Source organism: Massilia sp. ST3, from assembly GCF_018119405.1.
GTDB lineage: Bacteria > Pseudomonadota > Gammaproteobacteria > Burkholderiales > Burkholderiaceae_D > Telluria.
On the sequence record NZ_JAGPWC010000014.1, the window covers coordinates 66,024 to 91,407 of the forward strand.

Consider the following 25,384-nt stretch of genomic DNA (forward strand, 5'->3'; position numbering starts at 1 on the left):
CGTCAGGGGTTGCATTGTAGCCCTACTCAGTTCAATTAGAACTTGTAGCTTGCGCCGAAGTGGTAGGTGCGGCCGTAGTCCACGCGGTTCGACGGGTTGTTCTCGTCGGTGGTGAACTCGAGGAACGGCGCGTTGTTCCAGTTCTGCGCCTGGGCGAAGATGCTCAGGCCCTTCAGCCAGCCCTTCTGGAACTCGTACGAAGCCTGCAGGTCGACGATGGTCTCACCCTTGATGAAGGTGAGCTGCGCGTTGTCCTGGAAGTCCGACACCTGGCCCAGGAAGCTCGAACGCTTGCGCGCCGCGGCGGCGATCTGGAAGCCGTTCTTCTCGTAGTACAGGCGCAGGTTGGTCACCTTGCGCGACAGGCCCGGCAGCGGGATGCTGCCCGGATCGCCGTTCACGTTCGGGAAGCCCGCCTCAGGCAGGTTCACGCTGCTCTTGGTGTCCGAGTGGTTGACCATCACGCCGAAGCCGTCCAGGTAGTTGGTCAGCATCGAGAACGGGATGTTCGCGGCCAGCTCGAAGCCCTTCAGGTTGCCGCCGTCGCCGTTGAGCGGCTGGGTGAACAGGCCGACGGTCGAGCCGGCGTACGGGCCGGTCTGCGGCAGCGGCGTGGTCGGCGTGATGTACGGCGCGTAGTCGAACACGACCGGCACACGCAGGATGTAGGTGTCGAGCTTCTTGTAGAACAGCGCGGCGCTGACATAGCCCTTGTTGCCGAAGTACTTCTCGTACGACAGGTCGAGCGCCTTGGCGCGGAACGGCTTCAGCTGCGGGTTGCCGCCGCTGCCGGTCAGGATCGAGACGCCCTGGGTCGCGAGGCCGAAGTTCTGGCCGGCGCGCAGGTCGTCCAGGTTGGCGCGCGAGACCACCTTGGCGGCGCCGAGGCGCAGCATCTGCTCGTTGCCCAGGTCGAAGGACACGTTCAGGCTCGGCAGGACATCCCAGTAGCTGTCGCCGTCGCTGACGCGCTGCGCCGGGCAGGTGTCGGTGGTGTTGCCGACGCAACGGGCGCGGTCGACCACGTAGCCGCCGCCGGTCTGGCGGGTGTGGATCGCCTGCACGCCGGCGTTGCCGCGGTAGGACAGGCCGAACAGCTCGCCTTCCAGGTTACCCATGACGTAGCCGGTGTTGATGCGCTCCTGCACATCCCAGAACTTGTTGTAGATGTCGGCGTCGACCTTGTTGGCCAGTTCGTAGATCGTACCCAGCGAACCGCGCGGATCCCAGGAAGCGACCTGGAAGCCCGAGGCGCCGGCGAAGGCGACGTCGCTGCCCGGCATGGTCACGGCCGCGTACGGACCGTCGCCGCCCTTGATCACCAGGCGGCCTTCAGGGCCGGTGCGCGACTTGTCGCGCGAGGTGTGGTTGAAGCCGAAGGTGGCGCCGGTCAGCGGGCCCCACTCGAGGTCGCGCTTGGCGGTCAGGCGCATCGCCTTGACCTGGTCCTCGACGTAAGGCTGGGCCAGGTAGCCGGCCTGCGGCGAGGTCTCGCCGCCGGACCAGCCCATGACGTCGGTCAGGCGCGCGACGCTGCGGTCGGCGTAGTTCGAGCCCGGGGTGTACTTCACTTCGGTGACGTTGCCGCCGTCGAAGTTCGTGTAATTCAGGGTGTCCTGGGCGCGGCCCGGGATACCGGCGGTGGTTTCGTAGCGCGAACCCAGCTTGGTGGCCTTCGACCAGGTCAGGTCGGCGGCGGTGGTCCACTCGCCGATCTTCAGCTCGTTGTTCCAGCCGATGGTCTTGAGGTCGTCTTCCGCGCCTTCGTAGTGGTTACGCACCACGCCTTTCCAGTTGCTGATGGTGCCGCTGGTGGCGACGCCGTTCGACACGGTGGCGCTGCTCAGCACGTGGTTCAGCTCGTAGCGGCCGCCGGCATTGAAGGCGACGCCGCCTTCGAAGCCGGTCTTCTTCAGGCCGGTTTCGCCGGCCGAGTAGAACAGGTCGACGGTCGACTTGAAGTTCTTGTTGGGACGGAACTGCAGCGAGGCGAAGGCGCCGTCGCGGTTATGCGAGCTCACCTCGGTGTCGTAGCCGAAACCGCCCGGCGTCTTCACCTGGGTGCCGTTGTAATCCATGGTGGCGGTGCCCCAGGAATTGAACTTCGACTGGCCGCCGCCCATTTCCTCGTAGCGGGTGAAGCCCATCGCCACGCCGATGGTGCGGTTGGCGAACTGGTCGATGTAGGACAGGGTGTAGCGGTCGCCATCGCCTTCCGGCAGGCCGTCGCGCTGCTTCACGCCCAGGCGGCTCTTCTTGTAGCTGACGGCGACGGTGCGCTTGCCGAAGTCCAGCGGCTGGACGGTGCGCAGGTCGATGGTCGAGGCCAGGCCCTGGCCGATGACGCTCGCGTCCGGGGTCTTGTAGATGACGATGGAACCCATCAGTTCGGCCGGGAACAGGTCGAACTCGGGCGAACGGGCATTGCCGGTCGAGGCCATTTCGCGGCCGTTCAGCAGGGTGCCGTTGAAGCTCGGCGACAGGCCGCGCACCGAGATGTCCGACGCCTTGCCCGAGCTGCGGCCGCGCTGGGCCGACACGCCCGGCAGGCGCGAGATCGATTCGGCGACGCTCTGGTCCGGCAGCTTGCCGATGTCTTCGGCCGAGATGGCTTCGACGATCGAGCTGGAATTCTTCTTGATCGAGATCGCCGCTTCGATACCGCGGCGGATACCGGTCACGGTCACGGTCGCGGGGACGTTACCGGAAGCGGTAGCGCCTGGCGGGGTCGGCTCGGCGGCAGCCGCTGCCTGCTCGGCCGATGCCGGCTGGGTGGCGGCGCTCGTGACGGCGTTGCTGGTGGTGTCCTGCGCTTGCGCGTAGGCGCTGCCCGCGAACACGGACAGGAAGACTGCGCAGCCGGCGGCGACCGGGCTCAGCTGGAATGCAAGGCGGGCCGGCTCGGCGCGCTTGGTTGCGAAGATGTTCATGTGTCCCCTCTAAAAGACGATATGTTTTTTCCCGAAACTACAGCGCGACAGGCAGCGGCGCGGCAGCCCAAGCAAACGGTTTTGAACGTTCTATCAACGATTCTGTATTAAAACTAGATGCACTGTCAACGGGAGTTGCTTGTCACTACGATATTGGCATGTTTTTTCAATATTCGCCCGAAAATAGGGGTCGTGACGTTGTATTTGGGCTACACGGACGTGTACCGACGCCTGTAGTACGACTACAAATGCGCCATTTAATTGCACTTTGTTATGTTTTTGCACTCCCTTAGTGCATAAAATGAGGGAAATGTTTGCCATCAAACTAGCGAACATTTCTTGTTGTTCGCTAACATGTACTTTGACTAGATTTCTGGCGGTGTTGCAGTTTTGAGACGCCCGCGTTTCTATAGTATTCTCATGGCAACACAACAACGCGCGGCATTCTGTTCCGCATCTTTGCCTGCACTGCGGTTGTAGTCTGACTACGGGATAGGGCAAACCGGCGGGATCGGCCCATCCATCATGAGACAGCTCCTCGCCACCCTCCTCCTCGGCGCTTGCTTCGCCGCCCACGCCCAGGCGCCCGCCATCGACCGCATGGAGCCGCCGTTCTGGTGGACCGGCATGCAGAACAAGCAATTGCAGCTGATGGTCCACGGCGAGCGCATCGCCGAACTGGAGCCCGCCCTCGCCCATCCGGGCGTGCGCATCGCCCAAGTGACCCGGGTGCCGAACAAAAACTATCTCTTCATCGACCTGGTCGTGGGCGAGGACGCGAAGCCCGGCAGCTTCGAGATCCGCTTCAGCGGCGCCGGCCGCACGGCCACCCATGCCTACCGCCTGCTGGCGCGCGCGCCAGGGTCCGCCGGCCGCCAGGGCTTCGGCAGCAAGGATGCGATCTACCAGGTCATGCCCGACCGCTTCGCCAACGGCGATCCCTCCAACGACAGCCTGCCCGCCATGGCGGACAAGCTGGACCGCAAGAACGGCGGCGGCCGCCACGGCGGCGACATCGCGGGCATGATCGGAAAACTCGACTACATCGCCGGCCTCGGCTTCACCCAGCTCTGGCCCACGCCCCTGGTCGAGAACGACATGCCGGCCTACTCCTACCACGGCTATGCGGCCACCGACCATTACCGCATCGATCCGCGCTACGGCAGCAACGAGGACTTCGTGCGCCTGTCGCGCGAAGCGAAGGCGCGCGGCATCGGCCTGATCCAGGACGTGGTGCTGTCGCACATCGGCAGCCGCCACTGGTGGATGAAGGACCTGCCGACGCCGGACTGGGTCAACTACGGCGGCAAGTTCGTGCCGACCGCCCACCACCGCACCGCGGTCCAGGATCCCTACGCCTCGAAGGAGGACGCCGACAACTTCACGCGCGGCTGGTTCGTCGAGAGCATGCCGGACCTGAACCAGTCGAATCCCCTGGTGGCCAACTACCTCATCCAGAACAACATCTGGTGGATCGAGTACGCGAACCTGGCGGGCCTGCGCATCGACACTTTCGGCTACTCGGACAGCGCCTTCCTCAGCGAGTACACCAGGCGCATCATGGCGGAGTACCCGAAGCTGAACCTGGTGGGCGAGGAATGGAGCACCAAGGTGCCGGTGGTGGCGCGCTGGCAGCGCGGCAAGGCCAACTTCGACGGCTACACCGCCTCGACCCCGAGCCTGATGGACTTTCCGCTGGCCGAGGCCATGCGCAACGCCCTGGCGGCCAAGGACGGCCACAACGTGTTCAACGAAGTCTACGAGACGCTGTCGCTCGACTACCTGTATCCGGAGCCGGGCAACCTGGTCCTGTTCGCGGGTAACCACGACCTGGCGCGCCTGTACAGCGTGGTCGGCGAAGACCTGGACAAGTTCAAGATGGACCTGGTGTTCACCATGACCATGCCGCGCATCCCGCAGTTCTACACCGGCGACGAGATCCTCAAGACCAGCGCCACCAAGGAGCGCAACGACGCCAGCTACCGTACCGACTTCCCCGGCGGCTGGCAGGGCGACAAGGTCGACGCCTTCAGCGGGCAAGGCCTCACGCCGCGCCAGCGCGAGGCGCAGGACTTCGTGCGCAAGCTGGTCAACTGGCGCAAGGGCCAGCCGCTGATCCATCACGGCAAGCTGATGCACTACGGTCCGCGCGACAACACCTGGGTCTACTTCCGCTACGGCGACAGCGGCAAGGTGCTGGTGGCCTTCAACAACAACCCGAAGGAGATGATCCTCGGCGTCGAGCGCTTCCACGAGATGCTGGGCGGCGTGTCCTCGGGGCGGGATGTCCTGAGCGGCAAGGCCTACGACCTGCGCAGCGAGCTGCGCCTGCCGGCGCGCTCCGCCATCATCCTCGAATTGCAGGTGGCGCCATGAAGCCCCACGCGCTTGCATTCGCCGCCCTGCTGGCCTGTGGCAGCGCGTTCGCCCAGGCCGATGCGCCGCGCGAACTCTACATCCGCGGCGCCTTCAACGGCTGGGGCACCGACAACGCCCTGGTCCACAAGGGCGATGGGCTTTACCAGGCCGACATCCTGGTCAGCCCCGGCAACCACGCCTTCAAGGTCGGCAGCGGCGACTGGAGCGCGGAATGGGTGCTCGATGCCAGCAAGAGCGTGACCGTCGCTCCCGGCACGGCCTATGCGCTGGAAACGCAAGCCGGCCCGGAAGACTACCTGTTCGTGCGCCGGACCGGCACCTACCGCTTCACCGTCGATACAAAGGACCCCAAGGCGCCCAGGCTGCGCGTGGAGCGCCTGGAGACGGCCCAGGCCGGACCGGCCGCCGACCCGCACGCGGGCCGCGTAGCCCTCGCCTCCCTGAGCTGGCCCACCTGGGACGGCAAGCAGGAAACGGCGCGCTTCTCGACGCCGGACGCCGGCGCCGAACTGCGCCGCTACGCGCACTCCACCACCATGAGCCTGCGCGACCCCGGCCCGCAGTCCAGCGAATACAGCGAGCAGGCCGGCCTGCCGCGCGTGCGCAGCGGGAACCTGGCCTTCGACGCCCTGTTCGCCCTGGCCGGCGCCGAGATGCGCCTGGATTCCGTCAGCCAGATCAAGGACGGCAACTACAACGGCGGCGCCCCGGTGCCCTGCGACTGCTTCGAGACCGGCGAGAAGTGGCACTACGTGTGGACGCGCGACCTGTCCTACGCGGCCGACCTGGGCCTGGCCCTGCTCGATCCGCGCCGGGTGCGCAACTCGCTCGACTTCAAGCTGTCCGGCTGGCGCACCGGCGTGGCCAAGGCGCCGCAGGTGGCCGGCAGCATCGATGGCCTGCAGATCGTGCAGGACACCGGCAGCGGCGGCAGCTGGCCGGTCAGCACGGACCGCGTCACCTGGGCCTTCGCGGCCGAGGAGGTGCTGCGCACCCTGCCCGCCGCCGAACGTGCTCCCTTTGCCCGGAAAGCCCTGAAGGCCCTGGTGAATACGCTGGAAAACGACCGCATCGCCGCCTTCGACGCGGCCAGCGGCCTGTACACCGGCGAGCAATCCTTCCTCGACTGGCGCGACCAGAGCTATGCCGCCTGGATCCCGGGCGACCTGGCCTCGATGGCAAGCAGCAAGGCCCTGTCGACCAATGTCGGCCACTACCAGGCCCTGCGCCTGGCCGCGCGCCTGGCGCGCGAGCACCATGACGCGGCGCGCGGCCAGCGCTACGACGACTGGGCCGACGCCCTCAAGCGCGCCATCAACGAGCGCCTGTGGCTGGACGATGCCGGCATGTACAGCAGCCTCACCGCCGCCCACTTCGACGGCGCGCCGATGCACAAGTTCGACTGGCTCGGCCAGGCCCTGGCCATCGTCAGCGGCGTGGCCGACGAGGCCAGAGCCCAATCGATCCTGGCGCGCTATCCGCACGGCCCGATGGGCCCGCCCGTGATCTGGCCCCAGCAGCAAGGCATGCCGGTCTACCACAACCGCGCGCTGTGGCCCTTCGTGACCGCCTACGGCCTGCGCGCGGCAGTCCAGGGCGGCAACGCGCTGGTGGCCGATGCGGCCTACGATTCCTTGACTCGCGGCGCGGCCCTGAACATGTCGAACATGGAGAACCTGGAATGGCTCTCCGGCCAGCCGTTGCTGCTGGACGAGAGGAACCCGTCCCTGATCGGGCCGGTCATCAATTCCAGGCGCCAGCTGTGGTCGGTCGGCGCCTACCTGGGCATGGTGGTGCAGAACGTGTTCGGCGTCGCCGCCACCGACGACGGCCTCACGCTCCAGCCTTTCGTCACGGCCAAGCTGCGCCGCGAGATGTTCAGCGCCTCGAACGAGATCAGCCTGCACGACCTGCGCCTGCACGGCCGCCGCATCGACGTACGCCTGCGGCTGCCGGCGGCCAGCCGCGAGGACGGTTACTACGCGGTCGAGCGCATCCTGGTCAACGGCAAGCCGGCCGCGGCAAGCCTGCGCCTGGCCGAACTCCAGGACAGCAACCAGGTCGAGATCGTGCTGGGCCAGCTGCAGCCGAGCCGGGGCGGCATCCGCCGCGTGAACGCCGATCCCTACCTGGAATCCAGCGCCACCTTCGCGCCCCGCGATCCCGTCATCACGGCGCTGCAAGCCGCCAAGGGGCGCGCCACGCTACGGTTCGAGGGCGGCGGCAGCGGCGACGTGCGCTACAAGGTCTACCGCGACGGCAAGCTGGTAGCGGACAATCTGCCTGCCGGCAGCTGGACCGACCGCGCCGCCGGCGCCACCTCCTGCTACGCGGTCGAGGCGCGCTTCGCGGATTCCGGAAACACCAGCCACCACAGCCAGCCGCGCTGCATGGATCCCGGCATCGAGATTACCGTGCCGGACGCGCGCATCGTGTCGAACCTGAAGGCGAGCCCGCCGAACGCGCGCTTCGCCGCACCGCACCTGGCCAACTGGGGCCGGCCGGACGACCGCTTCGCCGTCGAGCGCATCCGGGTGACGCAGCCGGGCCGCTACCAGGTCCAGCTGCGCTATCACAACGCCGCCAACCAGGTTAACCTGGGCATCAGCGGCGGCGTGAAGTGGCTAAGCCTGAAGGATGCGCGCGGCAAGGTGGTGGCCCAGGGCGTGATCCAGCTGCCGCATGCGCCGCTGGCCAAGGCGAACACCCCGGCGGTGTACTCGACGCCGCTGGCCGCGACCCTGGCGGCCGGCAGCTACCGGGCCGAGCTGAGCGACTTCTACAACATGAGCTACCTGGAGAGCAATAGCAGCTTCAGCGCCGCGGGGGGCACGCAAGGCCCGTCGAACCGCTTCGACATCCACGGCCTGCGCCTGACCCGGGTGCGGTAAGGCGCGTCAGAGCGCCTCGGCCTCGCCGGCGACGGGACGGACCGCCATGCGCGACCGTCCCGGCACCAGCAGGGCCAGCTGGCCCTCGACCGCGCGGAATTCCAGCGGCATCGGCATCTTGCTCACTTCGCCGTCGGTCGCCACCTTCAGGCGCTTGCGCCCGTACAGCCGTGGCGTACGCACCGTCATGCGCTTGAAGGCGAAGGCGACCACGTCGCCGCTGCCGAGCTTGCCGAACACGCCACGGATGAGCAGGGCCAGCAACCCCAGCTTGCCCATCGGCTTGGGCGCCAGGGCCACCAGCTCGCCCTCCTCCACCGCCTCGGTCAAGCCCTCCATGCCCACCTGTTCCAGCTGCAAGCGGTTATTGCCGACGAACAGGGTGGTGGTACGCAGGCGCTTGACCTGGCCGTCCAGCTCCAGCTCGATACGCAGGTGGCGGTGCGGGCGCAGGGCCGTCTTGATCGCCGAGAAGAAGGCGACTACCCGGCTGCGGCCGTACTGGCGCTTGTCGTGCTCGCGTTCCTCGAGCAGCTTCGGGTACAGGCCGACGCTGGCGTTGACGAGGAAAATCTTGTTGTTGACCATGCCGATCTGCACCGGCTCGATGCGCGCGCGCAGCAGGGAATAGACGGCCTCGGCCAGGTCTTCGGGGATGCCGTGGGTGCGGCCGAAATAATTGAAGGTTCCTTGCGGCAGCACGCCGAAGGGGCAGCCGGCCAATACCGCCTCGTGCGCCACGGTATTGATGGTGCCGTCGCCGCCCGCGGCCACGAGGATGCCGCCATCCGCCCTGGCGCGCGCCGCCATGCCGCGCGCGATGTCCTGCAGGCGTTCGGGTTCCTCGACCACCTCCAGGTGGCAACTGCGCCCGGCGCCGCGGATCACCTCTTCGATCGTCGAACGGCGCAGCTCGGTCTCGGAATGGCCGGAACCGGCGTTGAGGACGATGAAGAAGGGCGCGTTGGAAGCGAGCTCGGCTATTGGCATCGGATGATCGGATTGTGCGATGGTTGGCGACGATGCCATCCTAACATCGCCGCCTTCGGCCCGACGCGCGACCCGTCAGCGCTCCAGGGCCGCCAGGTCCGCCAGGTAGACGTTGACCGGCGGCTCGCTCGGCGCCAGGCTGGCCTGGCGCTCGAAACGCAGGCCGAGCTTGAGCAGCAGCCCGATCGATGCCGCGTTGCCTGGCGTGGTAATGGCGACCAGGCGCGGGATGCCGAGCGCGCGCGCATGCCGCACGACGCCATGCCCCGCCTCCAGCGCATAGCCGAGGCCGCGGTAGCGCGGCAGGAAGGCATAGCCGATGTCGACGTCGTCCAGGCTGTCGCGCTTGATCAGGCCGCTGAGGCCGACGGGCGCCCCATCCTCGAGCCGCTCGACCAGGTAGAGCGAATGGCCGCGCAGCGCGTGCATGGCCAGCGGACCCTCGCGGAGGGCGCGCCGCGCATCCTCGACGGTGCGCAGGCCGCGGTCGCCGATGTGTTCGATGAAGGCCGGGTCGTTGACCAGTTCCAGGTAGAAATCGGCGTCCTCTTCCCGCAGGGTGCGCAGGCGCAGGCGTTCGGTGCGCAGGACTTCCATCATTCGTCCGCCGTCGGCCAGTGGTCCGGGTCCTGCAGCAGCTGGTACATCACGTAGGCGTCCACATAGCCCAGGCGCTTGTGGCGGTAGGCCTTGGGCAGGGTGCCGACGATGGAAAAGCCGAGGCGCTTCCAGAGCTGGATGGCGGCGGTGTTGGTGCTCACCACATGGTTGAACTGCATCGCCAGGTAGCCCTGGCGGCGCGCCTCGTCGATGCTGTGCTGGCCCAGCATGCGGCCCACGCCCACGCCTTGCGCGGAAGGACTGACCATGAAGGAGGCGTTGGCCACGTGGTGGCCGCGTCCCGCCTGGTTCGGCACCAGGCGGTACATGCCCAGCAGGCGGGTGTTGTTGAGGGAAGCCACGTAGCTGCGCACGCCTGGACCGAGCCAGTAACTGTGGCCGGCTTCGCGCGATGTGGCGGTCGTAAATGTATAGGTTTCACCTTGGGCGACGTGGGCGCAGAAGATGCTCCACATCGCCTCGAAGTCGGCTTCCTGGGCGGGACGGATCTGGATGTCTTTCACGGCGGTCGGGGAAGGTTGGCAATTGCTAAAGCCGCCTATTCTGCCCCAAACCGCCGGGATTTTCACCTATCGTGCGCAGATCGTGATTCCAGGCGGAAATCGACAGCCGCCGGGCGTTCAGGCAAGATCAGGCGCGCACGCGCACGCGGCCCCTCGGCCACCACCCGGCCGCGGCGCAGCACCAGGCGGCGCGCGGCGCGCAGCCGGATCGCTTCCACCGCCGAGCCCGCATCGAGCACCACCAGGTCGGCATGGCAGCCCGGCCGCAAGCCGTAGCCCTCCAGGCCGAGGATGCGCGCCGGGGTCTCCGTCACCGCCTGGTAGCACTGGCGCATGGCGTCCAGCCCCGTCATCTGGGCCACGTGCAGGCCCATGTGGGCCACCTCCAGCATGTCGCCCGAGCCCATACCATACCAGGGGTCGAGCACGCAATCGTGACCGAAGGCAACGTCGACCCCGGCCGCCAGCAGTTCCGGCACCCGCGTCATCCCCCTTCTTTTGGGATAGGTGTCGTGGCGTCCCTGCAGGGTGATATTGATGAGCGGATTGGCGATCGCCGCCACGCCGCTTTCCGCGATCAGCGGCAGCAGCTTGCTCACGTAGTAGTTGTCCATCGAGTGCATCGAGGTCAGGTGTGAACCCGCCACCCTGCCCTGCAGGCCCAGGCGCTGGGTTTCATACGCCAGGGTCTCGATGTGGCGCGACAGTGGGTCGTCGCTCTCGTCGCAGTGCATGTCCACGCGCAGGCCCTGCCCGGCCGCGAACTCGCACAGCAGGCGCACCGACTCCGCCCCTTGCGCCATGGTGCGCTCGAAGTGCGGGATGCCGCCCACCACGTCCACGCCCATGGCGATGGCGCGCCGCAGGTTGTCGAAGGCGCCCGGGCTGCGCAGGATGCCGTCCTGGGGAAAAGCCACCAGCTGCAGGTCGAGATAGGGCGCAACCCGGCGGCGCACCTCGAGCAGGGCTTCCACCGCCAGCAGGCGGTCGTCGCAGATGTCGACGTGGGTGCGGATCGCCAGCAGCCCGCGCGCCACCGCCCAGTCGCAATAGCGCATGGCGCGCTCGACCAGGGCGTCCTGGGTCAGCTGCGGCTTGAGTTCGCCCCACAGTGCGATTCCTTCGAGCAGGGTGCCGCTGCGGTTGACGCGCGGCAGGCCGTAGCTGAGCACGGCGTCCATGTGGAAGTGGGCGTCGACGAAGGGCGGGCTGACCAGGTCGCCTTCGGCGTCGATCTCCTGCGCGCCATGGGCGGCAAGCCGTTCCTCGAGGGCGGCGATGCGGCCGGCGTCGATGCCGATGTCGATGCCGGTCCTGCCGTCCGGCAAAGTAGCGTTGCGAATCACGAGATCCATGCGCACTCCTTCTCTTGGGATAGCCCTCTCTTGGGATAGTCGATTGTAGCGATTTTGCAGCAGAGCTGAACTTGAAATCATGCACAGCGAAAACTGATGCTGCTGCGCAATATTACCCACGTAAAATGGTTTGCGATTGTGCGTTGCAACACCGGCAAATCGTGGATACACTAGTTATATTGCAGTGCGCCATAATTTGACCGACAAGGAAATCACATGACTTCACTTCCCGAGCAATTGACCGCAGCACGCACCGCCCAGCTGGAGGCGCAATTCTCCCTGTTCCGTTCCGTTACCAGGCAGGCGCTCGACAACGCCGGCCGGGTGCTCGCCCTGAACCTCTCCACCTCGCGCGACTCGGTCGAGCGCTCCTCGCAAGCCGTGCGCGAACTGTTCAGCGCCACCGGCCCGCAGGACATCCTGGCCCTGCGCAGCCACGCGGAGGAACAGTTCCGCAGCCTGTTCGCCTATGGCCGCGAACTGTTCAGCATTGCCAGCGGTACGCAGGTTCCACCAGCCTACCTGGTGCCTTCGTCGCCGGCCCCGGCCGCGCTGCCGGCGCCGCAGGCCGAGCCTGCCGCTGTCAGCCCTGAATTCGTCGCCGCGGCCGAGCAGCCAGTGGCCGACGCCGTCGTGGAACAGGTAAAAGACGAAAACGAACAGCTGGCCGCCTACGTCCAGGAACACGTCGAATCGAAGGAACCGGCCGTGGTGGCCGAGCCCATCTTCGCGGTCGACGAGCCGGCCCCGGTGGCCGCACCGAAGCCGATCGCCAAGGCCGCCGGCAAGGGCTTGCCAAAGGCCGCCGTGGTGCCGCATCCGCTGTCGGCGCCGGTCCCCGGGACCGAGGCCGTGGCGCTGCCGAAGATCGAACCGGCACAGGTGCAGGGCAACAAGCGCAGGAAATAAGCGGCTGGCAAGCGGCGCTGCGCCGGACTTGCAAACCTACTACACTAGCGGGCTTCGGCCCGCTTTTGTTTTTCGGGCAGCATTCAAGGAATTTCAATGAGTCTGGCAAGGCTGATCGGCGACTTCGTGCGCCGGCACTGGCAATCCTATGCCTCGTCGGCCGTGATGCTGGCAGGGGTGGCCCTGTGCACGGTCCTGATTCCCCGCAAGGTCGGCGCCCTGATCGACGGCCTGGCCGCGCACAGCCTCGACCAGCGCGCGCTGCTGGTCGGCCTGGCGCAGCTGCTCGGCCTGGGCGTGGCGATCTACGTCCTGCGCGTGGGCTGGCGCATCCGCCTGTATTCGGCCGCCTACAACCTGGGCGTCGAGCTGCGCACGCGCCTGTACGCGCGCCTGTCGAACCAGGGTCCGGCCTTCTACCAGCGCCAGCGCACCGGCGACCTGATGGCCCTGGCCACCAACGACATCGACGCCATCGAGATGGCGGCCGGCGAAGCGATGCTGGCCGGCTTCGACGGCACCCTGACCCTGGTGATGGTGCTGGGGATCATGACCCTCGGCGTGGACTGGCGCCTGGCCACGATCGCCCTGCTGCCCTTCCCGCTGATGGCGCTGGCCTTCTGGCGCATCTCGAGCCACATCCACACTGCCGAGGCCGACGCCCTCAAGCGCTTCTCCGCGCTCAACGACCACGTGCAGGAATCGCTGTCCGGCGTGCGCACCCTGCGCGCCCTCGGCCTCGAGGCACGCAGCGCCGCGCAGTTCGCCGAGCTGGCAGGCCACGCCTCGCGCGCCAGCCTGGACGCCAAGAAGTGGGAAGCGGCCTACGAACCGGCGGTCGGCCTGACCCTGACCGCCGCCACCGGCCTGACCCTGGGCCTGGGCGGCTACCTGGTGTGGAACAACGAACTCACGGTGGGCGCCCTTACCAGCTTCTCGATGTACCTGGGCCAGCTGATCTGGCCGATGTTCGCGGCCGGCTGGGTGCTGTCGCTGGTCGAGCGCGGCCGCGCCGGCCTGGCGCGCCTGCAGCCCCTGCTCGACGCGCCGCTCACCGTCGAGGACAAAGGCACATTGGATGCGGTCGGCAAGGGTCCCCTGAAATTAGAGGACGTCGTCTTCGCCTACCCTGAACAGGAAAAGCCGGCGCTGGACCATGTCTCGGTCAGCTTGCAGCCGGGCCAGACCCTGGGCCTGGTGGGCCCGACCGGCTCCGGCAAGTCGACCCTGCTGCGCGTGCTCCTGCGCCAGGCCACGCCGCAGGCGGGCCGCGTCGTGTGGGCCGGCCAGCCCCTGGAAGCGTATCGCCTGACTGCGCTGCGCGCGGCGACCAGCTGGGTGCCGCAGGAATCCTTCCTGTTCTCGGCCTCGATCGCCGAGAACATCGCCCTGGCCCGTCCCGGCGCCTCGCGCGCGGAGATCGAGCAGGCCGCGAAGATGGCCGCGATCCACGACGACATCCTGCGCTTCCCGCACGGCTACGACACGCCGGTCGGCGAAAAAGGCATCACCCTGTCGGGCGGCCAGCGCCAGCGGGTGGCGATCGCGCGCTCGCTGCTGGCCGACAGCGCCCTGCTGCTGCTCGACGACGCCCTGTCGGCGGTCGACACCGGCACCGAAACCCGCATCCTCGAACACCTGGAAGCGCTGCGCCAGGCCCGGCCGGAACGTGCGGCGATCATCGCCAGCCACCGCCTGTCGGCCGTGGCCGGGGCCGACCGCATCGTCGTCCTGCGCGACGGCCGCATCGTCGAGTCCGGGACCCACGACGAACTATTGATGCTCGACGGCTGGTACGCCAGCCAGTGGCGCTACCAGCAACTGGAGGCCAGCCTTGAAGCCAGCTGACATGCCCGCGGCCGACATGCGCATCCAGGCGAAGCGGGCGCTCGGCCTGCTGCGCCGCGCCGCCGATCCCGAACGCCGCCACGTCTGGTGGGCGGTGCTGTGGCTGAGCGTGGCCGCCCTGCTCGAAGTGGTCGGCCCGATCATGGGCAAGGCCCTGATCGACGACCACCTGCTGCCGCGCGCCCTCGACTGGCCGCGCATGGCCCTGCTGCTGGGCGGGCTGGTGGTGACCGGCTGGCTGTCGTCCTGGATCCGCTACCTGCAGCTGGTGCGCCTGTCCGGCGTGGCGATGCGCTCGGTGCAGCGCCTGCGCGAATGGGTCTACGGCCACGTGCTACGCCTGCCCATGGCTTTTTTTGATCGCGCCATCACCGGCCAGCTCGTGAGCCGCGTGACCAACGACACCGAGGCCGTCAAGACCCTCTACATCCAGGTGCTGTTCGTTATCCTCGACAGCAGCATCGTCCTGGTCGGCACCATGATCGCCATGGCCTGGCTGGACTGGCGCCTGATGCTGATCGTGCTGGCCCTGGTGCCGGCGGTGCTGGGCATCGTCTGGCTCTACCAGCGCCTGTCGGCGCCGGCGGTAACGAAGGCGCGCGCCCTGCGCAGCGACATCAACGGGCAGATGGCCGAGTCGATCGGCGGCATGAGCGTCCTGCAGGCCAGCAACGCGGAACTGCGCTTCGGGGAGCGCTTCCTGCACACCAACCGCTCACACTACACCGCGCGCCTAGCCGAACTGCGCGCCAACGCCCTGCTGCTGCGCCCCGCACTCGACCTGCTCAACGTGGTGCTGCTGGCGGTGGTCATCTACGGCTTCGGCCAGCGCCAGATGAACGCGGTGGAAGTGGGCGTGCTGTACGCCTTCATCAGCTACATCGCGCGCGTGGTCGAGCCGCTGATCCAGATCACCATGCAGTTCAGCGGCCTGCAGCAGGCGGTGGTGGCCACCTCGCGCGTGGCCGCCCTGCTCGACGAGGAAGGTGCGCCGGAACACGCGCCCGGGCGCGCCGGTCCCGGCGCCGCGGCCGATCCGCATGCACCGGCGGTGCGGGTGCGCCACCTGGGCTTCGCCTACGTGCCGGGCCAGCCGGTGCTGCACGACCTCTCGCTCGACATCCCGCAAGGCGCCTTCTTCGGCATCGTCGGCCATACCGGCAGCGGCAAGTCGACCCTGCTCTCGCTGCTGCTGCGCTACTACACGGCGGACCAGGGCAGCATCGAGATCGGCGGCCTGCCGCTGGCGTCCATCGGCAACGAGCGCTTCCGCAACGAGGTCGGGCTGGTGCCGCAGGATCCCTTCATCCTGGCGGCCAGCGCGCGCGAGAACATCGACATGGGCCGCGGCCTGCCGCTCGATCGCATCGAGGCCGCGGCGCGCGCGGCGCACGCCCACGGCTTCATCGCCGCCCTGGAACACGGCTACGAGACCCAGTTGGGCGAAGGCGGCTCGCGCCTGTCCTCGGGCCAGAAGCAGCTGGTGGCGATCGCCCGCGCCCTGGCCGGCGAACCGCGCATCCTGCTGCTGGACGAGGCAACCTCGCGCATCGACAGCGCCACCGAGCAGATCGTCCAGCAGGCGCTGGAGGAACTGCGCGGCCAGGTGACCATCATCGCCATCGCGCACCGGCTCTCGACCATCCGCGACGCCGACCGCATTATCGTGCTGAACCACGGCCGGATCACCGAAGCCGGCGCGCACGAGGAGCTGATGCGCATCGAGGGCGGGCTGTACCAGCGCCTCTACCTGCTGCAGCAGATCGCGGCCCAGTGAGGCAGCGGACCTTGTGCATGTGACAAACCGCGCATTTCCAGCGCACGGGATTCGCTATGCTGTCGTCATGAACACGACATCTCAATGGTGGATCCGCCTGGCGGCGGCGATTTCAGTCTTCGGCGTGGCTATTCACCTGGCCACGATCGCGGGTGGGCCGGCCTGGTACGCCTTCTTCGGCGCGCCGCCGCAGATCGTCGCCTCCGCCCGGGCCGGCACCTGGCTCGCGCCCACCAGCACAGTGGGGATCGCCGCCCTGATGGGCGTGTGCGCCGCCTACGCCTGCTCGGCCCTCGGCCTGCTGCGCCGCCTGCCCCTGCTGCGGCCGGTCCTGGCGGGGATCGCCGCGCTGTGCCTGCTGCGGGCGCTTGTCGTCGTGCCGCTGGCAATCAATCATCCCGCACTGCGCACCACCTTCGACATCAGCGCCTCGGTGGTCTGGGGCCTGGCCGGCATCGGCTTCGCGGCCGCCTTCCTCGCCACCGGGAAGCGGCGCCGCCACCTTCAGGAAAGGTCCGCGTGATGGGCATCGCCTTGTCATGGGTGAGCGTCAAGGGCCTGGCGCCGGAAGAGATCCTGTCCAGGCTGGAACTGGCGCAGACGGACGAGGAGCGCAGCTATCCCTTCGAGGGCATCGTCGCCCACCCCTTGCCGCAGCAGGCCTTCCTGGTGGCGGCGCGCGGCAGCGAACACCGCATCCTGGCCGCCGACAGCATGGCCAGGCTGTCGATCGGCTGCCAGGCGCTATCCTGCGACGTCGAGGAACACGTGGGCTATGCGGCCTGCGCATTGTGGCGCGACGGCCGCCAGCTGTGGGCCGTGACCTACGACAGCGACGACGACCCCGAGAGCGTCTTCTACAAGGGCGAGGTCCCCGGGCGCCTGCATGAGCTGCTGGCCACGGTCGAAGCGATGGACAGCGAGCATTTCGAGGGCCACTTTCACATGGACATCCCGCTGATCCTGGCCAAGGAATACGGCGGCTTCCGGCACGACGACGACGACGCGATGTTCGACGCCATCCCCTTCGCGGCGCTGAAGGACTTGCGCGGCAAGACCAGCTGGTGGAAGGCGCTCTGGCGCTGACGCCCGCAGGCTGAAGCCACGCGCCGGGGACGCTCTCCCCCAAGTGGCGTTTTGCGGCCCGGCCGCGCGGCAATTACACTAGGGGGTGATCCACGCCCGCCCCTTGATGATCCTGCGCATGCACACACCGAGCCAACTGTTCTTTCTCCCCGGCGCGCTGGGCAACGCCGCATTCTGGCGTCCGGCCGCCGCCCTGCTGGCCTGCCCCGCCGCGCAGGTGCATGTGGCCTGGCCCGGCTTCGGCGGCGCCGCGCCGCAGCCCGGCATCCGCGGCCTGGACGACCTGGCCACCCGGCTGCTCGCCGAGGTCGAGCGGCCGAGCGCGCTGGTCGCCCAGTCGATGGGCGGCGTGGTCGCGCTGCTGGCCGCGCTGCGCCAGCCCGAGCGCTTCACCCATCTGGTGCTGTCCGCGACCTCGGGCGGCATGCCGCCCTCCAGCTTCGGCGCGCAGGACTGGCGCCCCGCGATCCGAGCCGCCCATCCGGATTTGCCGGACTGGTTCACCAGCTACCAGGAGGACCTCACGCCCAGGCTGGCCGCGCTGCGCATCCCGACCCTGCTGCTGTGGGGAGATGCGGACCCGGTCAGTCCCGTCGCCGCCGGCCGGCGCCTGGCCGCGCTGCTGCCGCGCGCCAGCCTGGAAGTGATTCCCGGCGGCGGCCACGATCTCGGCTGCGCCTTTGCAGGCGTGGTGGCGCCGCTCATCGACCGCCACCTGGCGGCGCGTCCATGAGCCGCACCGGACGCCTGTTCCAGCTGATGGACGCGCTGCGCGGCAACCGCCGCCCGGTGACCGCCAGCACACTGGCCGAGCGGCTCGGCGTTTCCGAGCGCACCATCTACCGCGACATCCAGGCCCTGGCCCAGCTGGGCGCGCCGATCGACGGCTCGGCCGGCGTCGGCTACATGCTGCGCACCGGCTTCTTCCTGCCGCCGCTGATGTTCGACAAGGACGAGCTGGAAGCGCTGGTGCTGGGCGCGCGCTGGGTGCGCCACCAGGGCGACGCCGCGCTAAGCACGGCCGCCGAGCGGGCCCTGGCCAAGATCGCCACCGCCACGCCGCGCGACCTGCGCGACCACATGGCCGAGACCAGCCTGTGGGTGCCGGTCACGCCCGCCGAAGCGCTGCCCGACCTGTTCATGCAGCCGGCGCGGGAAGCGATCCGCAGCCAGTGCAAGCTGCGCATCGCCTACCGCGACGAGCAGCACAAGCCTTCCGAGCGCCTGGTATGGCCGTTTGCGCTGGCCTTCTTCCAGGGACGGCGCGTGCTGGCCGCCTGGTGCGAGCTGCGCGGCGCCATCCGCCACTTCCGCGTCGACCGCATCGTGCAGGCCGAATCGAGCGCCGATCGCTATCCGACCCCGCGCCACGAACTGCTGCGCCAATGGCGCGAGGAATGCGGCGTGCCCGATCTCACCTGAGCGGATTGTTGGCGCGTAGGGTGGACGGGGTAATTCAGGCCAGTGGCCTGAATTACAAACGTCCACGCGGTGATAGTTTGCGGCAAGATCATCCCGCACGAAAGCGGAGCCTCTACCTATCACCGCGTGGACGGCAAAGCCGTCCACCCTACGCAGCCTGCCGGCGCGGCGGTCCCGCCCACCAGCAGCGCGCCGTGGCGGTAGAGTTCCCAGCGCCGCGCCGGCGGCACCGCCGCCACGATCACGCCCATTGCGCGGTCGCTCCACACCAGCCGGCCGTCGACCGCGTCGAGTGCGGCGAAGACATCGCGCGGGGCCGCGCCGGGCCGGAACACGACCGTGGCGACTTGCGAATCGAGGGCGGGCGGCAGCGCGGCCCAGGCGCACGCCGCGCCGGTGGCCACACTCACCAGCAGCATGGCGGCGGCCGAACCGCGCAGTTCCGGTCCGCCGCGGCGCATCAGCTTCCAGCCGGCCACCAGCGGCAGCAGGCCGAAGAGGACCAGCCAGGCCAGGTCCCACAGCAAGGGCGCATCGCTATCGATGCGGATGCGGTGGATGCCGAGCACCCAGTGCGAGAGCACGGCGTCGAGCGCATGCCAGCCGCCGAAGCCGACCAGCACCGCGCCTACCAGCGGCCAGCCCCAGGCCACGCCGGCGCCCTGGCGGGCGCGCCACAGCCCCCACAGGGCGGCCAGCGCGACCGCGTACATCAGGAGGTGGAAGTAGCCGTCCCACAGCACCTGGGTGCGCAGGTCATCGATCCCGCGCACCAGGCTGAGCAGGTGATGCCACTGCAGGACCTGGTGCAGCAGGATGCCGTCGAAGAAGCCGCCGAGCGCGAAGCCCAGCGCGGCCGCCCATCTTGCCCAGCTCGATTTCCACATCGCATCCCCTCTTCGATCGTGCGCGAGGAGGCAGTATAGGACGCGCACCAAGGCGGCGACGCCGCCTTGGCGACAGGACCGTCAGCGGCGCCGGCTCCAGGCGTAGCCCGCGGCCAGCGCGGCCAGTCCGGCGGCAAGCAGGGTGGTGACCGACTGCGCGGTGGCGGCGCCGTTGAAGCCGACCATGTCCAGCATGGGCTTGTCACGTGCGTTCACCGCCACGTACAGGCCGAACAGGAACAGGCCCAGGAACAGGCGCGGTGTGCGGCTCAGCTGGCCCAGCAGCGCGGCGAAGGCGGCCAGCGCCACCACGCCGCCCACCACGGCCGCGGCGCGTTCCGGCGAGTCCGCCAGCCAGCGCAGCGCCGGGATGCCCATGAACATCCAGCCCAGCAGGATGGAAGCCAGGAACTGGCGCAGGAAGCGGCGGTTCGCGCCGCCCGGCACGGCCGCGCCCAGGTCGTCGCAGCCGGCGCTGAAGTCGCGCGTGGCGGTGTCGCTGACGAACACGCCCCAGAACGCGACGCAGGCCAGCACCAGGCCGGGCAGCGTGTCGGCCGGCAGCACCAGGCCCGCCGCCAGGGCCGCTCCCAGCGCCGCGATCGCGGCCGGCGCCGTAGCCAGCGCCAGGGCGACGTCGGCCAGGGCCTGTCCCGCCGCGTCGGGCAGGCGCGCGGCCAGGCCGAACAAGGGCTGGACCAGGCGCGACAGCGGACGCAGCCAGGCATTCAGGACCGCCAGCGGCGTGCGCCGCTCGCGCGCCTTGCCGGCCTTGACGCGGTCCGGCGAGAAGCGGTGGAACAGCGGCAGGGCCGGCAGCAGCGGCAGCATGGCGGCCAGGGCCGACAGGGCGCGGCTGCGCACCAGCCCGTCGTACCACAGCCATTGCGGGAACTCGCGCACCGGCAGCTTCGGGTCGTAGGGCATGCTGCCGATCGCCATCGCGCTCGTGTCCGCGTACTGCGACAGGGCGGCCATGGCGTGGCCCATGCCCATGAAGTCGAAGGCCATGGCCAGCGGCAGCACCTGCGCGGCGGCCTTGCCTTCCTCGATCATCTGCGGGCCCGTCGCGATCGTGGCGACCCAGATGAAGAAGTAGAGCAGGTCGCCCGCCTTGCCCATCAGCGGCGCCCAGCTGTCGAACAGCAGCGCGCAGCTGGCGGCGAACAGCACCATGGGGCCCAGCACCAGCACATAGGTCTGCAGGTAGACCGCGAGCTGGATCGGACCGTCGCCGCGCAGCAGGTGGCAGGCCAGGATGGTGAGCATGAAGGCGAACACCAGGATGCCGAGGTAGGCGACGCCGCCCAGCCAGCGTCCGGCCAGCAGGGCCGCGTTGCCGGCCGGGGTGGCGCCGATCACGCCGCCGATGCCGCTGCGCAGGTCTTCGGCGCTGCGTCCGCGCAGCAGATAGAAGCCGGCCAGGCCGAACAGCACGCCGGCCAGGGTAGCGCTGCCCATCGCCAGCGCGGAACTGGTGTACAGCACGCGCGCGCCGTCCAGCGCGATCAGGACCTTGCCGCCGGCGGGATCCTCGATCATGGCCCAGCTCACCGCCATCACGGCCAGCAGCGCCGCCAGGGTCGACAGGCGGCGCAGCCGCAGGCGCGCTTCGCAGGCGGCCAGCGTACAGACCAGGTAGGCGCTCATGCCGCCTCCGCCTCGGCCTCGGTTTGCAAGGCGTAGCGCTGCGCCATCAGCGCTTCTTCCAGGCTCGGTTCGGCCGCATGCGCGCCGGCGCAGGGCAGCTCGGGGTGGGCGATGCGCAGCGCGACCCGCTCGCCCTGGCGCTGGGCCTGCAGCACGTGCACGCGTCCGCGCAGGGCCTCGTAGTCAAGAGCGGCGACGCTGGCGCTCCAGACCTGGCCGCGGGCGCGCGCCAGGATCGCGTCGGGGGTCTCGTGCGCGACCAGGCGGCCGGACCGCATGATCGCCAGCTCGCCGGCGATGCTTTCGACGTCCGAAACGATGTGGGTGGAGATGATCACCAGCTTGCCGAAGCCGAATTCCGCCAGCAGGTTGCGAAAGCGCATGCGCTCCTCCGGATCGAGGCCGGCGGTGGGCTCGTCGACCACCAGGATGTCGGGGTCGTTCAGCAGCGCCTGGGCGATCCCGAGCCGGCGCCGCATGCCGCCCGAGAACGAGGCCGCCGGACGGTGCGCCTGGTCGTGCAGGTTGACCAGTTCGAGCAGGTGGCGGATGCGCGCGCCGTCGCGCACGCCCTTCAGCGCCGCGAAATACTGCATGAATTCGAGGGCGCTCAGGTTCGGGTAGACGCCGAAGTCCTGCGGCAAGTAGCCCAGGGTGCGGCGGATGGCGTCGGGCGTGCGCGCGATGTCGGCGCCCTTCCACAGGATCTGGCCGCTGCTCGGGCGGGTCAGGGTGGCGATCATCTGCATCAGGGTGGTCTTGCCCGCGCCGTTATGGCCGATCAGGCCGACCACGCCCTTTTCCAGCCGCAGGCTCACCCCGTCCACCGCCTTCACGCCCTTGCCGAAGGTCTTTGCTACCGCGCGCAGTTCCAGCATGTCCACCTCACCGTGTCTAAGATGGAAACACTGTAAATCAAGCAACTTCGCGCCGCCCGGCCTTTGTGATGGACGGTCGAAAACGCGGTCCGAGCGGCGGCGCCGGCCGGATGCGCGTGGCGGACGCCATGCATGTGTCATTTTTGTGACAATTAATGAGAAATCGGAATTTCTCCTCTGCAACAGGCCTATAATATTTTGAACCAAACTCGTCGGAATCCTCCCGGCGCCACGAGACCTGATCCATGTTCGCTGCCCTGCACCGCGCATTCGCGCGTCCCCGAAGCTTCGCGCTGGCTGCGGCGCTGTGCGCCGCGTCGGCGCTTGCCGGCGCCGCCGACGGCACGCCGCTGGGCGAGCGCCTGGCCGACATTCGTGAAGTCAACCGCTTCGTCCCCGAGCGCGCCTTGCCGATGCTGCAGGCGATCGAGGCCGAAGGCCGCGCCGCGCCGCTGGCCGAGCGCGCCGAATTCCTGAACCAGCTCGCCTCCGCCCAATACGTGCTGGGCCACAACGAGGCCGCGCTGGCCACCACCAACGAGCTGATCGCGCTCGGCCGCGCCCAGAAGGACACCGTGGCCCTGGCCAAGGGCCTGCTGCGCATGGGGTATATCGAGTCGGGCGAGCACCGCCTGGCCGAATCGCACCGCCTGATCCGCGAAGCGGAGCAGCTGGCCAAGACCACCAAGGACTTCGACCTGCGCCTGCGCACCATCATCTCCTCGGGCGAGACCTATGGCGAGGAAGGCAACCTGCCGACCGCGCTCGACCGCCTGCAGACGGCGGCGGCGCTGGCGCGCCAGGGCGGCGACCCGGTGCAGATCGTGATGGCGCTGAATTCGCTCGCCAGCCTCTATGGCATGCTGCGCGATCCGGAAGCGGGCCTGAAGGTGCTGGAAGAAGCCACCGCGGCGGCGCTGAAGACGAATTCCCCTGGCCGCATGGCCACGCTCAAGGACACGGAATACGGCCTGGCGATCGAGGCTCGCCAATACCAGCGCGCGCTCAAGGCGCTGCAGGAGGCGATCGCGCTCGAACGCAAGATCGGCGCCCACTCGATGGTCGCCTATTCGCTGGTGAACCTGTCGGACTGCTACCTGAAGCTGCACGACTACCGTAACGCGGCCAACTACGCCGAGCAGACCATCGAGGCGGCGCGCAAGCTGAACGACCGCGGCCTGGAGATCACGGCGCGCCTGAACCTGGGCCAGGCCTACATGGCCCTGGGCCGCCTGCTCGAGGGCAAGCGCCACATCGAGGCCGGACTGGCAGGCTACGAAGACCTGGGCGACAAGCCGGAACTGCAGGTGGTGCTGGTCGAATACGGCGCGGCGCTGGAACGCGCCGGCGACCTGGCGGGCGCGCTGCACGCCTACCACCGCGAGCGCAAGATCTCGAACGAGCTGTTCGAGAAGCGCCGCCAGCAGGCCGTGATCGACCTGCAGGAAAAGTACGAAGCCGACAAGAAGCAGCGCCAGATCGAGCTGCTGCGCAGCGAAAACCAGACCAAGTCGGCGGAACTCGACAACCGCCGCCTGCAGCAGCGCGTCTGGTGGCTGCTGGCCGTGGTGTTCGCGCTGGCCTCGGCCGTGGTCGGCCTGCTGTACCGCAAGGTGCGGCACGCCAATGCGGCGCTGCACGAAAAGAACCGCGAACTCAAGCAGCAAAGCGTGCGCGATCCGCTGACCGCCCTGTACAACCGCCGCCACTTCCTGGAATTCATGCGCGGCCTGCCGGGCGGCCCGGGCGACCTGGGCGAGGAGCAGACCGGCGCGCTGTTCCTGCTCGACGTCGACCACTTCAAGCACATCAACGACAGCCACGGCCATGCGGCCGGCGACGCGGTGCTGGGCGCGATCGCGGCCGGCCTGCGCGAGATCCTGCGCGAGACCGACATGATCGTGCGCTGGGGCGGCGAGGAATTCCTGGCCTACCTGCCGATCATCCCGCGCGGCGGCCTGGACGAGGTGGCGCAACGCATCCTCAACGGCATTGCCTCGATCCGCGTGCCCTACGGCGACGGCGAGCTGGCGGTGAACGTCTCGATCGGCTATGCGCCCTACCCGATCATGGTCGGCGGCCAGGTGCTGCCCTGGGAGCGGGCGGTGAACCTGGTGGACATGGCGCTGTACCTGGCCAAGTCGCATGGCCGCAACCGCGCCTACGGCGTGCGCGGCTTCGCCGATCCGGAAAAGGCCTGCATCGACGAGATCGAGCAGAACCTCGAGCGCGCCTGGCGCGCCGGACAGGTCGATCTGTCGGTGGTGCTGGGGGAGTGGAAGGAATTGCGGATCGCCAGCGCGTGATGGGCATGCAACGTAGGGGCGGGGGCTGCGCCGCCGACGCGTTCGACCGGTGCCTACCGGACCGTACGCGATAACGGAACCGCTACCTATCCCCGCGTGGGCGGGAGACCCGCCCACCCTACTTGTCCTGCAGCTTCTCCCCCGCCTTCTCGACCTTCTTGCCGATCTGGTCCTTTGCCCGGTCCAGCCCGCGGCTGGCGTCGCGCGTCGCGTCCTCGACCTTTTCGCGCGCTTCCTCGGCCGCGCGGTCGGCCTTCTCCAGTTCGTCCTGCACCGTATCCGATACCCGCGCGCCGGCCTCGTCCAGCGCCTTGCCGGCCTTCTGCGCCGGACCGATGTCGTCTTCGCCGCGGCCGCAGCCGGCCAGCGCGGCCGACACAGCCAGCGCCAGCAGCGTGCCCACCATGGTCGTCTTCATGTTCCTCTCCTCGCAAAAAACCTGAACTCCAGCATACACCCGCCGCCGGCGCCGCGCCGGCTCAGCGTCCGCCGCGCGCCGGGTCGGCCAGCGGATGCTCGCGCTTGCCCTCGTCGATGCGGCGCTTCAGCGCGCGGGTCTGCTCGTCCTCGCCCCAGCGCCGCGTGAAAGCGGCCAGCCGCGTGCGCGCCTTGTCGTAGGACGAGGCCTTGAGCAGCTTCTCGACCGCGCCGCGCGCCTCGAACCAGTCCTCGCGCCGCTGCTCGGCGCGCGTGCAGGCCGCGGCGGCGGCGTTCAGCCCCTTTTGCACCTGGGCCAGCTGTTCGGCCGTCGCGCGCGTATCGCGCAGCGCGATCAGCTCGTCCTGGGCTTCGCGCGCCTTGCACTCCTTGGCCAGCGCCACCGCCTTGTCCATGCGGCGCTCGATCAGGGCCTTGGAGGGCTTGGCGACCAGCCAGACCAGCCACAGCACGCCCAGGGCCAGCGCCCACCAGCGCAGGCGCACCGGCCGGCGTCCGGACGGCCGGTGCGCCG

Annotated in this window: 20 protein-coding genes; 10 read left to right on the forward strand and 10 right to left on the reverse strand. The window is 68.8% G+C overall.

Annotated features, from left to right (window positions below; translation table 11 throughout):
• Window positions 1-35: 35 nt before the first annotated feature.
• Complete coding sequence (locus tag KBW98_RS06895; protein WP_211519388.1) at window positions 36-2,930, reverse strand: TonB-dependent receptor; 2,895 nt, start codon at window positions 2,928-2,930, stop codon at window positions 36-38.
• Window positions 2,931-3,455: 525 nt separating this feature from the next.
• Between KBW98_RS06895 and KBW98_RS06900 the strand changes: the two genes are divergently transcribed.
• The gene (locus KBW98_RS06900) at window positions 3,456-5,306 is read left to right on the forward strand and encodes a glycoside hydrolase family 13 protein (protein WP_211519389.1); all 1,851 of its coding nucleotides are present in this window, start codon (window positions 3,456-3,458) and stop codon (window positions 5,304-5,306) included.
• Window positions 5,303-8,200, forward strand: coding sequence for an esterase (locus tag KBW98_RS06905; RefSeq protein WP_211519390.1), 2,898 nt, complete (start codon window positions 5,303-5,305; stop codon window positions 8,198-8,200). Before KBW98_RS06900 ends, KBW98_RS06905 begins: the two co-directional genes overlap by 4 nt.
• Before the next feature lie 6 nt (window positions 8,201-8,206).
• Here KBW98_RS06905 and KBW98_RS06910 read toward each other — a convergent pair whose 3' ends face one another.
• From KBW98_RS06910 to KBW98_RS06925, 4 genes are all read right to left on the reverse strand, one after another.
• Window positions 8,207-9,190, reverse strand: coding sequence for a diacylglycerol kinase family protein (locus KBW98_RS06910; RefSeq protein ID WP_211519391.1), 984 nt, complete (start codon window positions 9,188-9,190; stop codon window positions 8,207-8,209).
• A 75-nt stretch (window positions 9,191-9,265) separates the two neighbouring features.
• The gene (locus KBW98_RS06915) at window positions 9,266-9,790 is read right to left on the reverse strand and encodes a GNAT family N-acetyltransferase (protein ID WP_211519392.1); all 525 of its coding nucleotides are present in this window, start codon (window positions 9,788-9,790) and stop codon (window positions 9,266-9,268) included.
• Window positions 9,787-10,314: an N-acetyltransferase family protein gene (locus KBW98_RS06920; RefSeq protein ID WP_373888916.1), complete on the reverse strand. Its 528-nt coding sequence runs from the start codon at window positions 10,312-10,314 to the stop codon at window positions 9,787-9,789. Before KBW98_RS06920 ends, KBW98_RS06915 begins: the two co-directional genes overlap by 4 nt.
• Window positions 10,315-10,376: 62 nt before the next feature.
• Window positions 10,377-11,669 carry an amidohydrolase family protein gene (locus KBW98_RS06925; RefSeq protein WP_211519393.1) on the reverse strand — a complete coding sequence of 431 codons (1,293 nt, stop codon included), beginning with the start codon at window positions 11,667-11,669 and terminating at the stop codon, window positions 10,377-10,379.
• Between the two features lie 216 nt (window positions 11,670-11,885).
• On the opposite strand from KBW98_RS06925, the gene KBW98_RS06930 reads away from it, so the two are divergent.
• The 7 genes from KBW98_RS06930 (at window position 11,886) to KBW98_RS06960 (ending at window position 18,711) form a co-directional block, all read left to right on the forward strand.
• On the forward strand, window positions 11,886-12,578 hold the full coding sequence (locus KBW98_RS06930; RefSeq protein ID WP_211519394.1) for a phasin family protein: 693 nt from the start codon (window positions 11,886-11,888) through the stop codon (window positions 12,576-12,578).
• Between the two features lie 96 nt (window positions 12,579-12,674).
• Window positions 12,675-14,426 (forward strand): ABC transporter ATP-binding protein, encoded by a 1,752-nt coding sequence (locus KBW98_RS06935; RefSeq protein WP_211519395.1) that lies wholly within the window; start codon window positions 12,675-12,677, stop codon window positions 14,424-14,426.
• A gap of 1 nt (window position 14,427) precedes the next feature.
• Window positions 14,428-16,203: an ABC transporter ATP-binding protein gene (locus KBW98_RS06940; RefSeq protein WP_211519408.1), complete on the forward strand. Its 1,776-nt coding sequence runs from the start codon at window positions 14,428-14,430 to the stop codon at window positions 16,201-16,203.
• A gap of 67 nt (window positions 16,204-16,270) precedes the next feature.
• Entirely contained in the window at window positions 16,271-16,726 is a 456-nt protein-coding gene (locus KBW98_RS06945; protein WP_211519396.1) for a hypothetical protein, read from the forward strand.
• The gene (locus KBW98_RS06950) at window positions 16,723-17,289 is read left to right on the forward strand and encodes a hypothetical protein (RefSeq protein WP_211519397.1); all 567 of its coding nucleotides are present in this window, start codon (window positions 16,723-16,725) and stop codon (window positions 17,287-17,289) included. The genes KBW98_RS06945 and KBW98_RS06950 overlap by 4 nt, the downstream gene beginning before the upstream one ends.
• A 118-nt stretch (window positions 17,290-17,407) precedes the next feature.
• On the forward strand, window positions 17,408-18,022 hold the full coding sequence (locus tag KBW98_RS06955; protein WP_211519398.1) for an alpha/beta fold hydrolase: 615 nt from the start codon (window positions 17,408-17,410) through the stop codon (window positions 18,020-18,022).
• Window positions 18,019-18,711 (forward strand): YafY family protein, encoded by a 693-nt coding sequence (locus KBW98_RS06960; protein WP_211519399.1) that lies wholly within the window; start codon window positions 18,019-18,021, stop codon window positions 18,709-18,711. The genes KBW98_RS06955 and KBW98_RS06960 overlap by 4 nt, the downstream gene beginning before the upstream one ends.
• 119 nt (window positions 18,712-18,830) lie before the next feature.
• Here the strand turns inward: KBW98_RS06960 and KBW98_RS06965 are convergent, their stop codons facing one another.
• The 3 genes from KBW98_RS06965 to KBW98_RS06975 all read right to left on the reverse strand — a co-directional run bounded on the left by KBW98_RS06965 (window position 18,831) and on the right by KBW98_RS06975 (window position 22,126).
• Window positions 18,831-19,598 (reverse strand): DUF2243 domain-containing protein, encoded by a 768-nt coding sequence (locus tag KBW98_RS06965; RefSeq protein WP_211519400.1) that lies wholly within the window; start codon window positions 19,596-19,598, stop codon window positions 18,831-18,833.
• Between the two features lie 81 nt (window positions 19,599-19,679).
• Window positions 19,680-21,248, reverse strand: coding sequence for a hypothetical protein (locus KBW98_RS06970; RefSeq protein ID WP_211519401.1), 1,569 nt, complete (start codon window positions 21,246-21,248; stop codon window positions 19,680-19,682).
• Window positions 21,245-22,126: an ABC transporter ATP-binding protein gene (locus KBW98_RS06975; protein ID WP_211519402.1), complete on the reverse strand. Its 882-nt coding sequence runs from the start codon at window positions 22,124-22,126 to the stop codon at window positions 21,245-21,247. Before KBW98_RS06975 ends, KBW98_RS06970 begins: the two co-directional genes overlap by 4 nt.
• A gap of 245 nt (window positions 22,127-22,371) precedes the next feature.
• On the opposite strand from KBW98_RS06975, the gene KBW98_RS06980 reads away from it, so the two are divergent.
• Window positions 22,372-24,432, forward strand: a complete 2,061-nt coding sequence (locus tag KBW98_RS06980) for a diguanylate cyclase (RefSeq protein WP_211519403.1) — start codon at window positions 22,372-22,374, stop codon at window positions 24,430-24,432.
• Window positions 24,433-24,550: 118 nt separating this feature from the next.
• Here KBW98_RS06980 and KBW98_RS06985 read toward each other — a convergent pair whose 3' ends face one another.
• Window positions 24,551-24,850, reverse strand: a complete 300-nt coding sequence (locus tag KBW98_RS06985; RefSeq protein WP_229429030.1) for a hypothetical protein — start codon at window positions 24,848-24,850, stop codon at window positions 24,551-24,553.
• Between the two features lie 61 nt (window positions 24,851-24,911).
• A partial coding sequence (locus tag KBW98_RS06990; RefSeq protein WP_211519404.1) for a hypothetical protein occupies window positions 24,912-25,384 on the reverse strand: 473 nt, incomplete at its 5' end.